Raw genomic sequence first — 15,863 nt, 5'->3', positions numbered from 1 at the left:
AAAAGTGATGGACGGCCTATTGGACCAGGATCTGTTTTCCATGATTGCTCTCCGGGCCCGAGGGCGGATCCAAGGGGTGCGCCCCGGGACCCATGGGGGGGAGGGGGAAGGCCAGGGAGGACCGTTTACCTCCCTGGTCTCCCTTCTGAACCACCCCGATCCTCGCCGGATCGACGTGCGGTCGAGCCTTGCCGATCCGTCGGAGACCATCTGGGTCCGGCGCTATCGTCCTGCAGTGGCGGCGCGGATCATTGTGCTTCTGGATGCCTCGGGGTCCATGGCTGCCCAGGGGAGAGGGGACCGCTGGGCCATGGCCCGCTGTCTGGCCGTCGGCTTGGCCAGGGCGGTTTCCCGGTCTCAGGACGCCTTCGGCCTGTTGGTCGGAGGAGGTAACCGGGCGAGCGCCCCTCTTTGGCCACCCGCCCGGCGGCGGGGCCTCGCCGAGGAGGTGGACGCGGCTCTGGCGGAAGTGACCCCCGAAGGCAAAGGGTGGGGCGGGTTTCTCGACGCCGCTGAGAGGGTGCCCGTGAGTCGGTCCATTGTCCTGCTGCTTTCGGACTTCGCCGCACCGATGGCAGAGGTGGAGCGCTTGCTTGACCGTCTTGCCGGGCATGACCTGCATCCCTTCGTGCTACGGGACAGCGGTTTGGAGACCCCGCCCTCCCGCTTTGGACTCCTCCCCCTTGAGGACCTGGAAGGGGGAGGGCGTCGGATGGTGCTCATGCGTCCCGCCCTGGCGCTCCGCTGGCGGGAGGCCGCAGAAGCGCGCCGGAGGAGGCTGGACGGATGTTTCGTCGCCCGGGGCCTGAGCCCCGTGGAGATCGTGGACCAGATCGACGTGGACCACCTGTTCGAAGCGCTGTCGGGGTATGGTGGGACATGAGGGGGCTTGCTGTGGTCTCATTCGCCCTGGCGTTGGCCCTGGTTGGGGCCCTGGTTGGGGCCCTGGTCTGGGTTCTGGTCGCCCGAGCGGCGGTCGCTGCGGAGCCTGAGATCCGCTTTGAGCCTCCCCGGGAGCATGGCTGGTGGATCGGGGATACCCTGACGGCCCGGGCGTGGATTGCCGTTGATGGAGACGGGGCGCCGGATCCTGCCAGCCTGCCCCATCCCGGGGCCTTGGCGTATTGGCTGGACCTGCGGGCCGTTGAGGTCATGAAAGCGGGCGAGGAGGAGGGGCAATCCCTCTACCGGGTCACGCTCACCTACCAGACCTTCTATGCACCGCTGGAACCCAAACGCCTGACCATTCCGCCCCTGCCGCTGTCCTTTTCTGGGGAGGGAGGCCCTTGGCAGGTGGAGATTCCGTCCTGGACTTTCGTGACATCGCCTCTCCGGGAGATTCTGGCCCCTTCCAAGCCTGAGGCCATGGCCTCCGCACCCCCGCTGGAGGACATTGATCCCGCGCCCTTGGTGCGGCGGACCGGTGCGGCGGGAGGTCTTGCACTGGTTGCCCTTTTGGGTTTGCTCTGGCACCGGGGGATTTGGCCTTTCACCCGCCTTTCCCGGCCCTTCAGTCAGGCCGCGCGCGCGCTGAAAGGGGGGCGTTGGCGGCGGGGGGCGCCGCTTGCCCCGCGCGCGGCCTGCGTACTTCTCCATCGCGCCTTCGACGAGACCTTGGGGCGGCGGATGTTGGCGGACGATATTTCTTCCTTTCTGTCCGCGCATCCCGAGTTCTCTGCCTTGGAAGAGGATATCCGGGCGTTCCACCAAGCTTCCCGGGCCTTGATTTATGGGGCGATGAACGAGGGGACAGCGGAGGGAGCGGGACGAAGTCCAAACCCGAAGCAAGCGGCCGACCGGCCGCCGGGCGCAGCCCGCCCCATCGGAGCGGCCCGCGAAGCGGGCCTGCGTGAGATATTCAGTAATACAGCGGAGGGAGCGGGACGAAGTCCAAACCCGGAGCAAGCGCCCGACCGGCCGCCGGGCGCTGCCCGCCCCATCGGAGCGGCCCGCGAAGCGGGCCTGCGTGAGATATATAAAATATCCGAGAGTCTTGTTTCGAACGGGGGGCTCCGCAGCTTCGCCCGATCCCTCGCGGTTGCGGAACGGAGGCGCCCATGATCACCGTTGAGCAGCCCTTGGCCTTCCTGTTGCTGCCTTTGCTTCTTCTGCCCGTCTGGGCGCGGTTGGAGCGTACCGTTTCCCACCCCTGGTTGGGCGCGGTGCCGGGCGATTCCCTGTCCAAGGGGATGGGCATCCTGCTGCGCGGTGCGGCATTCCTGGCCCTGGCAGCGCTGGTTCTCGGGCTGGCGGGGCCCCATGGGCCGGAGAGCAGAACCCTCCGGCAGGGCAAGGGAGCAAGCCTCGTTTTCCTCTTCGACCGGTCATCGAGCATGGACAATACCTTCGCCAACCGGCACCCCGACGGGTCGGAGGAGTCCAAGGCCGCAGTTGCCAAGCGTCTGGTGCTTGATTTCCTGGAGCGACGGCCCCGGGATCGGATTGGCGTCGCGGCCTTTTCCACCACACCCATGATGGTCATGCCGATCACCGGGCATTTGGAAGCGGTTCGGTCTGCGGTGGCGGCCACGGATGAACCGGGTCTGGCCCGCACGGATGTGGGGCGGGGGTTGATCCTGGGCTTCGATATGTTCTCCGGCCAAGGGGGGGGAGAGTCCCGGGCCTTGATCCTGGTCTCCGATGGTGCCGGGGTGGTCGGGCGGGAGGTGCAGGAAACCTTGCGCAAGGCCGTGAAGCGCGATCCGGTTCCCCTCTATTGGCTCTATATTCGCTCGAAGGGGAGCCACGGCCTTGAGGAAAAGCCGGAGGAGGGGGCCGAGGATACCCCCCGGGCGCGACCGGAACGGCATCTCCACCTTCTGCTCCAATCCCTTGGCGTGCCCTACCGGGCTTGGGAAGCGGACAGCCCCGAGGCGGTCAAGGATGCCATCGCCGAGATTGATCGGATCGAATCCCGCCCCATTCACTATGTGGATATCACGCCGCGCCGCCCCCTCGCGCCGGTCTGTTATGCCGTCGCCGCCCTCTGCCTGGCCTTGCTCGGCGCTGCCGTTCTGTTGGAGCGGTCCCTCCTCGATCCGAAGGGGCCGCTACCACCCATCCGGCATAGGGAGGCGGGGCGATGAGGGGGGCATCTTTCGGGAAGAGGCTGGCGCACGGGCTGGTGAACCGATCCGGTGTGGTTCTGGAGGCCGGGTTGCTGTCGCTTCTGGGGGTGGCCTTGGCCGGTGTCCTCTTTTGGGGGGGCGGGGCGGTCCAGGCGGGGCTGGATGCCAAGCGGATGCAGGGGCTTGCCGCCGGGCGGGACTTGCCGGCGGGGGAAGGGGACGCGCCTGCAGTCCTGCGGGCCCGTGCCCGGTTCCTGCTGGAACGCGATCGCCTTGACGAGGCCGAGGCCCTGGTCGAACCGATCACCCGGACGGGGGCCCCCGCTCTGGTCGCAGCCTTTTTCCGAGACTTGGGAGATGCGCGCCTCAAGGCGGCCTTTCGTGGGATGGAGGACGGGAACCTGGACGAGAGCGTGCCCCAGGTGCGGCTCGCCAAGGAGGCCTATCGGCGGTCGCTCGCCCTGCGTCCGAACGATGTTCCGACCAAGGTGAACCTCGATCTGGCCATGCGGCTGGTGCGTGATTTCCCCAGGAGCGAGACGACCGGCGCGGACGAGGCGGAGCCCCGGACCCAGCCGAAGTCCCTTTGGACGGAACTGCCGGGGATGCCGGAGGGGCTGCCATGAGGGTGATTGGGACGCCCCGCTTTCTTCTGCTGCTGGTTGCCGTCTGCGCGGCGGTTCTGGCCGCGACCCAACCGACTGTCCGGCGCGGATGGGAGGCGCGGAACCTGATGCTGGTGGTGGATGTGACCCGCAGCATGATGGCCCGGGACCAGATCCACAACGGAGTCCCGGAAAGCCGCCTGACCATGCTTCGACGCCGGCTGCCCGCCCTGATTGGCCGCTTGCCTCCCGGGTCCCGGGTGGGGCTGTCGATTTTTACGGAGCGTCGGTCCTTCGTTCTGTTCGAACCCACGGATGTCCAGGCGTCCTACGCTGCGCTTTCCAGGGCGATTGCCGCGCTGGATTGGCGGATGGCCTGGGAAGGGGACAGCCGCGTGGCGAGCGGTCTGCATAATGCCCTGATGACCGGCGCGGGGCGGGACTACGATCTGGTGTTCCTGACCGATGGGCAGGAGGCCCCTCCGCTGCCCTGGACGGGTGGCCCGCCGTTCCGGGGGGAGGTGGGGGCCGTTGGGGGGCTGGTGGTCGGCGTGGGGGGATCCCGGCCTGTCCCCATTCCCAAGTTCGATGAGCGGGGGCGGGAGGTCGGGGCCTATGCCATGACCGGTGTTCCCCAGGAAGCCCGCAGGGGGCCTCCCCCTCCCGATGCGGAATCCCGCCCGGGTTTCCATCCTCGCAACAACCCCTTCGGAAATATGCCGGCGGGTACCGAGCACCTGACTGAGGTCCGGGAAGGCTATCTCCTGGAATTGAGCGCAGGCCTGGGGCTCGGCTACGCGGGCCTGGACCGGGGTGATGACCTGGAAGCGGCCATTCTTCGTTTCACGCAGCCCCGCACCGTGGTCGCTGTCGTCGACCTGTCTCCCGTTCTGGGCGGCGTGGCTCTGGCTGCCGCCTTGCTGGCCCATCTTTGGGCGTTTTTTAGCCGCTGCTCGGTTCGCGGCGGTTCCTTGGTTGCTGTCCTAAAAAAGAGAAGGCTCCCCATGTTCAAATCTCTCATCCTGCCCGCTTGTGTCGCCTGTTCCGTTCTCCTTCCGGGGGTGTCTTCGGCCCACGGGCCAACGCCCCAGAAGGTGGACGAAAGCATCGATATTGCAACGCCCTGCGAACTCGTCTGGTCAACCTTGCTCGATTTCGGTTCGATTGGGAGTTGGCATCCGGGCATCACGGCGGTGGAGGCTTCTGGAGCCAGCGAACGGGGAGCGACACGGGTCCTGACCCTGGCCAACGGCGAGACCGTGACCGAGCGGTTGGATAACGTCGACGGCGCAAGGCAGGCGATTTCCTACCGCTTGTCCGAGGAGAACCTCAAGGCGCTTCCGGTCAGTTTCTACACCGCCAAGATGGTCGTCTCCCGCCCCGATCCCGGCCCAACCTGCCATGTGGATTGGGAGGGGCGCTTCTACCGGGGCGATACCACCAACGAACCGGCAGAGGATTTGAACGACGAGGCGGCCGTCCGCGCCATGACAACCTTCCTCTCCCAGGGGTTGGAGGGGTTGAAGGCCCATTTCGAATGAGCCCTTCGGTGAAAGCGATGGGTTCCCTTCTGGTCCTGGCTCTGGCTCTGGTCCTGGCTTGCCCCGGGACTTCGGCCAGGGCGGCGGAGCCCGCTATTCTGGTGGTCAGTCAGGGGGCCGCGCTCCTTTCTGCTGTTACGGCCGATGGCCAGACCACGAACCGCTTGGCCCTGGATCCTTCCCCTGCGGGGATCACCGCAGATGGTGCGGGACGGTGGGCCTATGTCAGTCATCCGGAGTTGGGCCGTATCACTGTCGTTGATCTCGCCTCCTGGCGGGTGGCGCGGTCCATCGCTTTGGGAGGGCAACCGTTTGGCTTGGCCCTGACGGATGACGGGCGCTTGCTGGCAACCGACTGGAGCGCGGATCGGCTCGCGGTTGTGACCCTGGCCAGCGGTCGGGTGGAGCACATTCCCGTGGGGCAGTCACCCTCGGCCATCGTCCTGGACCGGGCGTGGGCGCGGGGGCCTGGACCCGGATTCGGACCCGGTTTGGCCTATGTTGTGAACCGGGAAAGCAATGATCTGTCCGTGGTCGATCTGGGGCGCTTGGTGGTTGTGGCGCGGATTCCGGTTGGCCGAGCCCCCTTCGCCGCGGCTCTGTCGCCCGATGGGGCGTGGCTCTATGTCGCCAATGTCCAAGGCGGTGATCTGTCGGTGGTCGATACGATGGCGCGGAAGGAGGTGGGCCGGGTCGACCTTGGGGGGATGCCCTATGGCGTGGCCGTCGATCCCACGGGCGACCGGGTTTTCGTCACCGACCAGCAGATCGGGCGTCTGTCGATCATTGACCGGCAAACCCTGACCGTGAGCGGAACCCTTGCCGTTGGAGAGTATCCGGAGGGGGTTGTTTTCCTTCCGGGGACTCTTCCGGGACCGGGCTTGGCCGTGGTGGCCAATTGGTTCTCGGACAGCCTGTCGATCCTCGATTTTGAAACCGGAGCCGCGCGGCTCGTCCCCGTTGGTGCCGGACCGCGCATGATGACCGCTGTTTTTCCTATTTCGGAGTAGACCGATGAGAATCCGCTTGCTGTTTTTGTTCAATCTTTTGGCCAGCTTGCTCCTTGGTGCTGGTTTCGCTGCGGCAGACACTGTGGTTGAAACCCGGCAAAAGCTGATGGTGGAGTTGATCAAGGCAACAAAGATTCCCCGCGCCATGGTTCAACAGGGTGCTCCCTTCGACGGGGCTGCGGTGCGCGCTGCGGTCGACCGGGTGCTGGCCGTGACACCGCAGTTGCCAAGCCTGTTCCCGGATGGATCGACCACCGGATCCGCGACACGCCCGGCCCTGTTCGAGAACCGGGCCGATTTTGAAGCCCGCTTGGGTGCCCTTGAAACGGCGGCCCGGGCCATGGCCGAGGCTGCCGGGCAGGGCGCGGAGGCCCTCCCATCGGCCTATGGGGCCTATGCGGCTGTTTGTGACAGTTGCCACGAAGTCTATCGGATGCCGGAGGAAAAGGACGCCCATCGAGGCCCTCCGAAAGAGTGAGGAGGTCCCGGATAAGGGGGACCGGTTATGTTGTGCGGTACCGGGACCGAACGTCGTCCATAGCGGGCAAACAACACCATAAGGGCGATTGTTTATCGGTCTTCCTCCTTTCGGCTGTTCCCGATCGGAAAACCCCTTTAGGATAGCTCCATAATGATAGCCCGGGCAGGCCTGGGGTATCTCTGTTGGGGGACTGGGCATGGCGGATTTGCGTATCGGGCTAAGCGGCGGCGACCTCGTCTGTACGGACGCCGCGCCGGGAGGGGGGACGGTTCGCAAGCCCCTCGGTCCGGAGGGTGTCGCCCGCCTTGACGCCTGGGCCCGGGCCTATGAGGCGGCGGTGCGGACGCGCCAGCCCGATACCCTGTCGTCCCTTGGCCGGGAGATCGCCGATTTTCTGAACGGGGGCGACCTCTGGCTGGACCGCTGCATCCAGCGCAGCGTCGGGCCCATCGCTCTGGAGATCCGCGCCTCGGGTCGACCGGACGGGGGCGCACGGGCCCTGCTGGATGTGCCCTGGGAGGTGCTGGCCCCCGATGGACTGTTGCTGGCGGAGGACGCGCGGCGTCCCTTCCTCGTTGCCCGCCGTCTCGGCGGGACGACCGAGGCCGAGGCGCCGGTTCACGGCGATATCGCCGCCCTGTTCATGGCCGCCGAGGTGGAGGGACAACATGTCCTCGACCACGAACGGGAGGAAATCGCCTTCCTCGACGCCACCCATGGCCTGGGCGCCCATCTTGCGGTCGAGGAGAGCGGCAGTCTCGACGGCTTGCGGCTGCGCTTGAAGCAATCCTCCCGCTGGGACGTGCTGCACCTGACCGGGCATGGCGACCTGGACAAGCGGGGACCCTTCCTGGCCCTGGAGACCCCCGAGGGCGGGCTCGACCGGGTGGACGCCGATCGGCTGTGCGAGGCGCTGGGGGATCAGGGGCACCTGCCGGGGCTGGTTTTCCTGTCGGCCTGCCGGACGGCGGAACAGGCCGATGGCGACGCGGGCTCCCTCGTCCAGGCGATGGTCCAGTCCGGGGTGCCCAATGTCCTGGGCTGGGACGGGTCGGTCCAGGACGATACGGCGATCCGCTTTGCCGCAGAGTTCTATGGGGAACTGGCGGGGGGGCGGAGCGTGGTCCATGCCGCGGCGACGGCCCGGCGGGCTGTCCTGGCCGACCACCGGGCCAACCCCGAGCGGGGGGGCCACTGGCATCTGGCGCGGGTCTGGCTGGGGCCGGGCGGCGGCGGGGCCCTCTGTGATCCTTCCTGTCCGACCCGCCCCTTCCGGCCCCGGCGGGATCGGGTCTATCTGGACAAACTGGGCGAGCGGGTCCCCGTGGCCCCGCCCGAGCGGTTCGTAGGCCGCCGGCGGTCGATCCAGGCGGCGCTGCGGGCCTGGGCCGGGGGAGCGGCTGGGGTGCTTCTCCAGGGTATGGGAAACCTGGGCAAGTCCAGTTTGGCCGAACGCATCGCCAACCGGCTGGACGGCCACGACGTCGTGGTGGTGTTCGACCGCTACGATGCCCATTCGGTGTTCCTGGGGCTGGTCGACGCCCTGCCCGAGGGGGTGCAACAGGCCGCCCTGGAGGCGCACGAGAAGGCGATCCTCGACGATCCCTCCGCCCTGAAGCGGGTGCTTCAGGAGATGGTGAAGGGGGCCTTCTCGGGCCACGGCGGGACCCGGCCCCTTCTGCTGATCGTCGACGATCTGGAGCGGTGTCTGGCCGAGCCCCGGCGGGGGGAGGCGGCGACACCCTTTAAAACACCGGAGGACGCGGCGGTGATGGCGTCCATTGTCGGCGCCTTCCGGGATGCCGGGGGCGCCACGAAATCGCGCCTGCTGATCACCAGCCGCTATGTTTTCGCCCTGAGCGATGCGCGGGGCCATGACCTCGCCGCCTGTCTGGCGGTGGTGGCGCTGCCGCCCATGGACGAGGCCCAACGGACCAAGCAGATGCGCACGGCGGCCCGCCTGAGCGGACGGGAACGGGCCCCCGGCGATGACCCGGAGCTGGACCGGCTGGAAGGGCGGATCCGGGCGGCCGCCGGGGGCAATCCGGGCCTGCAGGAAATCCTGACCCGCCCCCTTCTGGAGATCGCCGACCGGGCGACGGCCCTGGCCGCGGCCGAGGGAGCGGTGCGGGCGGTGGAAGGCTACCTGGAGAGCGGGGAGGTGCCGGAGGAGGAAAGCGCCGCTCAGGAGTTTTTCCGGCGGGTGTCCCTGCGCGCCTTCCGGGAGAGGGTGACCCCGACGGAGGCCCGCCTGTTCCAGGCGGCGACGCTGTTTTCCCTGCCGGTGCCGGAGGCGGTCCTGGAGGCCGCGGGCCGGGCGGCCAGCGTCGGCGAGGCGGGGCGCGCGCTCTCCCGGCTCCTGGGCCTGGGGCTGCTGGATCGCCATGGGGGTGTACAGGGGGGCATGGACACGGGCGTCAATCCCCTGGCGCGGCCCCTGGCCGAGGCGCTGTCGCCGGAGGACCGGGTGCATCTGGCGAAGGCGGTGGTGGGGCCGCTCTATTCGGCTTGGTCCGATGGGGAGGGCGATCTCCCCGCCCATCCCCGCGCCGTCGAACTGGCCCGCCTGGCGCTGCTCGCCGGTGGCCCGCCGGAGATCGTCAACGCGGCGGCGGGCGCGGGCAGTGCCTATCTGTACCACCGGGCCCACATGGCCGAGGCGGCCTGGGGCCTGGTCCAGGAGGCGTTGGCGCTGCTGGAGCGCCTGGACAGCCCTCCCGCCCTGTCCCTGTTGCGGACCGGCGCGGCCTGTGCCGGGCGGCTTGGCGATGGGGCCGGGCAGGACGCGCTCCTGGCCCGGGCGGCCTCCCTGGCGGGCGGGGATCCACGCACCGACGCGGCGGTGCTGTTCGATCGGGCGTCCCGGTTGCTCCAGGGGGGCGACCCGGCGGCGGCGGAAGCGCTCCTGCGGGCGGCACTGGAGCGGTTCGACGTGCTGGGAGACGAGTTGTCGCGCGCTGTGACGATGGGGACGATCGCGGACATCCTGACGAGGCGGGGAGAGACGGAGGAGGCGCTTCGCCTTTGGAGGATAGAGATTCTTCCCATCTTTGACCGTCTGGGAGACCTGCGGTCGCGCGCTGTGACGATGGGTCGGATCGCGGACATCCTGACGAGGCGGGGAGAGACGGAGGAGGCGCTTCGGATCCGTCGGGAGGAGGAACTTCCCGTCTACGAGCGTCTGGGAGACCTGCGGGAGCGCGCTGTGACGATGGGGAAGATCGCGGACATCCTGACGATGCGGGGAGAGACGGAGGAGGCGCTTCGGATCCGTCGGGAGGAGGAACTTCCCGTCTACGAGCGTCTGGGAGATGTGCGGTCGCGCGCTGTGACGATGGGGGATATCGCGGACATCCTGACGAGGCGGGGAGAGACGGAGGAGGCGCTTCGGATCCGTCGGGAGGAGCAACTTCCCGTCTACGAGCGTCTGGGAGACCTGCGGTCGCGCGCTGTGACGATGGGGAAGATCGCGGACATCCTGACGACGCGGGGAGAGACGGAGGAGGCCCTTCGGATCTATCGGGAGGAGCAACTTCCCGTCTACGAGCGTCTGGGAGAGGTGCGGTCGCGCGCTGTGACGATGGGGTATATCGCGGACATCCTGACGATGCGGGGAGAGACGGAGGAGGCCCTTCGCCTTTGGAGGACGGAAATTCTTCCCGTCTTTGACCGTCTGGGAGACCTGCGGTCGCGCGTTGCGACGCTGGGGAAGATCGCGGAGATCCTGACGACGCGGGGAGAGACGGAGGAGGCCCTTCGGATCCATCTGGAAGATCGTCTGCCCGTTGCCCAGCATCTGAACGATGCCGACAGCCTGGCCCATATCCGGTATTCCTGCGTGATGATCCGCCTCAAGGGGGACGGGCTGACGGAAGAGACCGCCCAGACAATCCTGGAGGAACTGGGGGAGAGCTTCACCCTGTTCCTGAAACTCGGGCGCGTGGATGCCATTGGCGCCGTCGGGGCGGTATTCGGCCAGGTTTTGGCCGCAGTGGGCGCGACCGAGGAGGCGGCGGGTGTGTTCGACGGGGCGGAGGCGGCTTTCGCCAAGATCGGGGATACCCAAGGCGTCGCCGATGTTCGCGCCCTGCGGGAGGAACTGGGAAGGGGGGCGTCATGACCGCCAGGCTGCATATTTCCGGCCCCCAGGCCGAACGCCTCGCCGCCGATGTCGTGGCGGTCCTGGAAGAGGTGTTGGGTACCCCGCCGGAGCGCTTGCCCCGTCCCGCAAGCGCGGGGATCCGGCGCGGAGACCCCATCGCCATCGCCGCCCTGGTGCTCGCCATCCCGGGGGCCGTCGTCGCCACCCTGGACCTCGCCGCCCGCGCCAAACTGGCCGAGCGGCTCGGTCGACTGCTGACCCGCCTGAGGGAAACCGCCGGGCCCGAGGATCACCTGACCCTCGTCTCCGGAGGGGAGCCGCCCCTGGACCTTTTCACCGCCGATCTGGACCGCATCCTCGATCGGTTGGAGGACAGGCCGCCATGAGCCCGTTTTCCCGGTTCACGGGATATTCTATACACCGTTTCCTCGAACATCGGGAAACAGTGCTTCGCCGTTTCTGGGCTCTGCCCAGACCCGCAAAGGGTCACGGACCCTTTGATCCCAAATGGGGGTCCGGGGCCTTAGGCCCCGGTCTCGCCAAAGAGGGGGGGAGCGGGGCAAAGCCCCGCGTTTTCCGGTTTTTCCAGGAGACAGAGTATACGTATATAATCTAAACGGGCGCCGTCGCGCCGAGGGTGCGCAATGCCATGTCCATGGTTCGGACCTTCATGCGGGTCTCACGGTATTCGTGAGCGGGGTGTGACTCCCCAACCAATCCGCAACCGGCAAACAAGCGCCCTTCTCCTTTACCGACCAAGGCGGACCGCAGGGCGACAAGGAAGTCGCCGTCGCCCGCGCCGTCGAGCCACCCCACGGGTGCCGCATACCAGCCGCGGTCCAGGTTCTCGTGTTGGCGAATGTACTCCATGGCCTCGACGCGTGGATGCCCGCCCACTGCGGGTGTGGGATGCAAGGCTTGAAGAAGGTCCATAAGACCGACGCCATCGAGCGGCCGCCCCCGCACCGTCGTATTCAAATGCTGTACCCGGGGAAGGCGCTTCAAAACCGGTTCCCCCGGGATCTCCAGATCCCTGCACAGGGGGCGCAATGCCGTTCGGACAGCGTCCACGACCAGGGAATGTTCATGCCTGTCCTTGGAGCTGTCGAGCAAGGCCTGACCCAGTTGGGTGTCTTCCGCAGGACTTGTCCCACGGGCGATGGTGCCCGCCAGCGCATGGGTTCTTAAATGGCCGTTCCCGAGACTGGCCAGGCGCTCTGGCGTGGACCCGAGGAAGCAGAAATGTCCGCGACGACAGGCAAACAGATGGGTATCGCCCTGGTGTTGACGCAAATGCCCGATGACGTGCCAGGGGGCGACCTCCCCCGTGGCCTGGACTTGGGCGCGGGCCAGGACCACCTTCTCGAAGTGTCCAGCGCGGATATGCCGGACCGCGTCTTCGACCTTTTCCTCCCAACCCAGGCGGTCCGCGTCTTCCCTGTCTTGGAGGAGGGGCACAGTCTCGCCGGGCGCCCTCTGTTCGGATATGGGAGGCGGTGTCGGGCCTTGGGGCAGGGTCTGGGGCAGGGCCTGGGGCAGGGATCGGGGCAGCCGATGCAGGCGGAGGAGGGTTGCCGTGTAGTGCGCGGCCAGGGCGATCGGGTCATCCGCGTCGGAGACCAGATGTTGACAGAGGATCTGGTGATCCTCCCCTTGGCGGAGGACCGTCACATTGGCCACCATCATGCTGGCATCGTCAAAGGTTTGCCAATGCCCGTCACGGGGGCCACTCGGATCAAAGCGGAACCCCCCGCAGAGGAAAGGGGAGCGGGGGCCCTCGACCACGGCGTCCTCACACAGCGCCCGCCATCTGTCCCCGATCTGGGTAAATCGCTGCTCTCCCCAGGCCTTGAGGTCCAGGGTGCATCCCCAGGCGAGGAAGGTGAGGTCGGGATCCCGGCCCTCCCAATAAAAGAAGGGCGTTTCGCCGTCGTCCCACCCCTCCAGAAGGCGCAAGGGATCCAGGGGATCAATGGCGAAGGAGGCGCTGGCCAGGATGACCCGGTCCTGTTTCCGGGCCCGTTCGATGGCGCGTTCAAATGTTTTTCGCAAAGACAGAAACGGCAGGTGAAAGGGAGAGATCTGATTCATGAGGCGGCCCTTTCCCGTTTCCAATATGCAACCTGTTCGGCGATGTACCATTGGATCAGGCGTGAAAAGAGATCTTCGATGAAGTGAGGGGAGAGGCCGTTTTCCTGGGCCCATCGCGCCCGTTCCGGCAACATCGCGGCGACCCGGTCCGGGGCGGGAATGCTGGCCTGATCCGGTTTGAAGCGCGAGGCCGCTTTGACATAGGCCATGCGTCGGCCCAGGGCGGCGATGATGTCGTGATCGATCTGGTCGATGCCTTCACGGATGTCGAGCAGGTCGAGACAGTCTTCGGGTTTTTTCATCCTGTGAAATCCTGGAATGGGAACAGGGGTGGCGAGACGACCGCAGGGGCCGACCCGAGCGAAGGCGTCTGGGTGGGAGACCCCGGTCCGGCGTCTGTCTGACAGGACGTGAGCAGGGATTCGATAAGCCGGGCGCGCTGCTCAACCAGATAGAAATGGCCTCCGGGGAATCGTTGAATGGAAAGGGGCATGTGGCTGGCGCGTCTCCACCCCTGTGCCTCGGGTTCAGAGACTTCGGTGTCTGTTTCGCCCAGGAGCAGACCGATGGGGCAGCGCAAGGGGATGGTTTCCCGTGGTCGATAGGTCTCGATCACCTGATAATCGGCGCGTGCAATGGGCAGGAACATGGCCCTCATCTCGCTGTCGTCCAACAGCCCATTGCCCGGGCCACCCTGTCGGCGGATGTCCCGCAGCAGCGCGTCATCGTCTCCAAGGTGCAGGGTTCCGCCCCGTTGCAGGTGTGGCGCGGGATGGGCGGAAACGAAGAGCTGCGCAAGGGGAATGCCGCTTCGCTCCAACCGCAGGGCCGTTTCATAGGCCAGCGCCGCGCCGAGACTGTGACCGAACAGGGCAAGGGGCGCGTCGGACAGGTCCCGCACAGCGCGGCTGGCGCCCTCCGCAAGGGACGCCATGTCGGTGAGGCACCCTTCGTTGAAGCGATCCTCGCGACCCGGGTAGCGGACCGCCAACAGGTCGACCTCTGCGGGGAGGGCGTCGAGCCAGGAGCGGAAGAAGCTGGCGCTCCCACCGGCATGGGCGAAGCACACCAAGCGCAAACGGGGCTTGGGGGTCAGGCGATAGGCCCTGGTCCACTGGTCGGCACGGGGTGTCACGCGTGGACCTCCAGGCTTTGCCGGAGGTGCTGGCGAAGGTCCTTTTTGCTGATTTTTCCAATGCCGGTTTGGGGAAAGGCGTCCACCAGTTCGATGCGGTCGGGAACCTTGAATTGAGCCAACCCGTGGTCCAGCAAATAGCGCTTGAGTTTCAGCGCCGAGGGGGCCGGTTGCCGGGGGACGACGAAGGCGCAGACACGCTCGCCGAGCCTGTCGTCGGGCATGGCCACCACGGCGGCGTCATGGACCAGGGGGTGGGCGATCAAAAGGTTTTCGACCTCCTCCGCAGCGACTTTTTCTCCCCCGCGGTTGATTTGATCCTTGTCCCTACCTTCCACCGTCAAATAGCCATTGGCGTCGCGTTTGACGAGATCGCCGGTTCGATAGAACCCCTCTGCGGTGAAGGCCGTCGCGTTGTGTTCGGGCATGCGGTAATACCCGCGGATCGTATAGGGGCCACGCACCTGGAGTTCGCCGACCTCTCCGTCGGCGACCGGGCGCCCCTCCCGATCCGTGATCCGGATTTCATCGTCCGGTGACAGGGGACGCCCCTGGGTATGCAGGATGCGGTCAAGGGGATCGTCCAGGCGGGTGTAACAGACCAATCCCTCGGCCATTCCCAACACCTGTTGCAAGGCGCATCCCAGCACTGGGGCGACGCGCCGGGCGGCATTGCTGCCCAGTTTCGAGCCGCCGACTTGCAGGAGGCGGAGACTGGAAAGGTCCGCCTGACGCTGGGATTGGGCGTCGAGCCAAAGCATGGCCAAGGGAGGCACCAGGGCGGTGTGCGTGACCCTTTCCCGCGCGATCAACGGAAAGCAATGTTCGGGATCGGCGCGTTGGCTGATGACGACGCGGCCACCGGCCAAGAGCGTGCCGATTACCCCAGGGCAGCACAAAGTGAAGTTGTGGGCGATGGGGAGGGCGGTCAGGTAGACGGTCTGCGCGTCAAAGCCGCAGACCTCGATGCTGGCTCTAACATTATAAAGGTATTCCCGGTGTCGCCGAGGGATCAATTTGGGCGTTCCGGTGGTCCCGCCGGACAGCTGAAAGCAGGCGATGTCTGCGGCGTCAGGCACGATTTCCGACAGGGGGGGCGATTGGTACAAGGGGCGGATATCGCGCAAGGGGGCCTCGGCCTCGCCATGGATGAGGGCCATGTCGCATAGGCCGCTCTCTATCAAGTGGTGAGCCATGGGCCGGGGATCGAAGGCGTCCACCTTGTCCGCGCCGATATAGGCTTTGGCCTCTGACGCGCGGCACAGTCCCTCGATCTCGTGACGGCGGTGCGCGGGGAGGGCGAAAACGGGGCGGACGCCCAACTGAAACAGGGCCAAGCAGGTTTCGATGAAGGCGACTCCGTTGGGCAAGTGCAGCACCACGTTGTCCCCCTCTGCCAGTCCGGCTTGGCGCAATCCAGCCGCCAACCGTTGGCTGCGGGACAGCAGCTCCCCATACCGAACTGCGCTGTCATCGGCGTTGAGGGCAACGCGGTCGGCGTGGTGACGGGCCGTCTCCAGGAATGCCTCCGCAAAGCTTTGCCTGCCCCAATACCCCCGCGCGATATAGCGTTCGGCAAAGGGGGCAGGCCACTCCGGCGCGTGCCACTCGGATGGAGAGGATCGGGTCATCGGCTGTTCTCCTGGCTGTTGCCATGCTGCGGTGCATATTCTTTGTTGCAATCGTGCAAACGAGAATTATTATCATTTGAGGCATTGGAGATTGTCCAGGTTCACGGTGTTGGATTGGCGGGCATTTTCTTTTGCTAGACGGACAGGTCCGTTTGTCGCGGACTTAGAGCAAATCCCGAGCAATCTGGAACAGATTGCA

Annotated in this window: 13 protein-coding genes; 9 read left to right on the top strand and 4 right to left on the bottom strand. The window is 66.6% G+C overall.

Annotated elements, in window-relative coordinates:
* Positions 1-7 precede the first annotated feature (7 nt).
* From ACLIRY_RS12610 to ACLIRY_RS12570, 9 genes are all read left to right on the top strand, one after another.
* Positions 8-883, top strand: coding sequence for a hypothetical protein (locus ACLIRY_RS12610; protein WP_413205743.1), 876 nt, complete (start codon positions 8-10; stop codon positions 881-883).
* A gap of 11 nt (positions 884-894) precedes the next feature.
* A complete protein-coding gene (locus ACLIRY_RS12605) occupies positions 895-2,061 on the top strand; it encodes a hypothetical protein (RefSeq protein ID WP_413205742.1) in 1,167 nt (388 codons plus the stop codon).
* Positions 2,058-3,086 carry a vWA domain-containing protein gene (locus ACLIRY_RS12600; protein WP_413205741.1) on the top strand — a complete coding sequence of 343 codons (1,029 nt, stop codon included), beginning with the start codon at positions 2,058-2,060 and terminating at the stop codon, positions 3,084-3,086. Before ACLIRY_RS12605 ends, ACLIRY_RS12600 begins: the two co-directional genes overlap by 4 nt.
* Positions 3,083-3,694: a hypothetical protein gene (locus tag ACLIRY_RS12595; RefSeq protein WP_413205740.1), complete on the top strand. Its 612-nt coding sequence runs from the start codon at positions 3,083-3,085 to the stop codon at positions 3,692-3,694. Before ACLIRY_RS12600 ends, ACLIRY_RS12595 begins: the two co-directional genes overlap by 4 nt.
* The gene (locus tag ACLIRY_RS12590; RefSeq protein WP_413205739.1) at positions 3,691-5,214 is read left to right on the top strand and encodes an SRPBCC family protein; all 1,524 of its coding nucleotides are present in this window, start codon (positions 3,691-3,693) and stop codon (positions 5,212-5,214) included. The genes ACLIRY_RS12595 and ACLIRY_RS12590 overlap by 4 nt, the downstream gene beginning before the upstream one ends.
* A gap of 17 nt (positions 5,215-5,231) precedes the next feature.
* Positions 5,232-6,224: a YncE family protein gene (locus tag ACLIRY_RS12585; RefSeq protein ID WP_413205775.1), complete on the top strand. Its 993-nt coding sequence runs from the start codon at positions 5,232-5,234 to the stop codon at positions 6,222-6,224.
* A 4-nt stretch (positions 6,225-6,228) separates the two neighbouring features.
* On the top strand, positions 6,229-6,702 hold the full coding sequence (locus ACLIRY_RS12580; RefSeq protein WP_413205738.1) for a c-type cytochrome: 474 nt from the start codon (positions 6,229-6,231) through the stop codon (positions 6,700-6,702).
* A 199-nt stretch (positions 6,703-6,901) separates the two neighbouring features.
* The gene (locus ACLIRY_RS12575; protein WP_413205737.1) at positions 6,902-10,825 is read left to right on the top strand and encodes a CHAT domain-containing protein; all 3,924 of its coding nucleotides are present in this window, start codon (positions 6,902-6,904) and stop codon (positions 10,823-10,825) included.
* On the top strand, positions 10,822-11,193 hold the full coding sequence (locus ACLIRY_RS12570; RefSeq protein WP_413205736.1) for a hypothetical protein: 372 nt from the start codon (positions 10,822-10,824) through the stop codon (positions 11,191-11,193). Before ACLIRY_RS12575 ends, ACLIRY_RS12570 begins: the two co-directional genes overlap by 4 nt.
* 226 nt (positions 11,194-11,419) lie before the next feature.
* Here ACLIRY_RS12570 and ACLIRY_RS12565 read toward each other — a convergent pair whose 3' ends face one another.
* From ACLIRY_RS12565 to ACLIRY_RS12550, 4 genes are read right to left on the bottom strand one after another with little or no spacing between them, the layout of a single operon-like run.
* Positions 11,420-12,898 carry an isochorismate synthase gene (locus tag ACLIRY_RS12565; RefSeq protein WP_413205735.1) on the bottom strand — a complete coding sequence of 493 codons (1,479 nt, stop codon included), beginning with the start codon at positions 12,896-12,898 and terminating at the stop codon, positions 11,420-11,422.
* Complete coding sequence (locus ACLIRY_RS12560; protein WP_413205734.1) at positions 12,895-13,200, bottom strand: isochorismate lyase; 306 nt, start codon at positions 13,198-13,200, stop codon at positions 12,895-12,897. Before ACLIRY_RS12560 ends, ACLIRY_RS12565 begins: the two co-directional genes overlap by 4 nt.
* Complete coding sequence (locus ACLIRY_RS12555; protein ID WP_413205733.1) at positions 13,197-14,033, bottom strand: thioesterase II family protein; 837 nt, start codon at positions 14,031-14,033, stop codon at positions 13,197-13,199. Before ACLIRY_RS12555 ends, ACLIRY_RS12560 begins: the two co-directional genes overlap by 4 nt.
* Positions 14,030-15,664 carry a (2,3-dihydroxybenzoyl)adenylate synthase gene (locus ACLIRY_RS12550; protein WP_413205732.1) on the bottom strand — a complete coding sequence of 545 codons (1,635 nt, stop codon included), beginning with the start codon at positions 15,662-15,664 and terminating at the stop codon, positions 14,030-14,032. Before ACLIRY_RS12550 ends, ACLIRY_RS12555 begins: the two co-directional genes overlap by 4 nt.
* Positions 15,665-15,863 lie beyond the last annotated feature (199 nt).

The organism is Rhodospirillum sp. A1_3_36 (assembly GCF_047263945.1).
In the GTDB taxonomy this organism is placed as follows: Bacteria; Pseudomonadota; Alphaproteobacteria; order Rhodospirillales; family Rhodospirillaceae; genus Rhodospirillum.
This window is presented reverse-complemented; position numbering and strand designations above follow the sequence as displayed.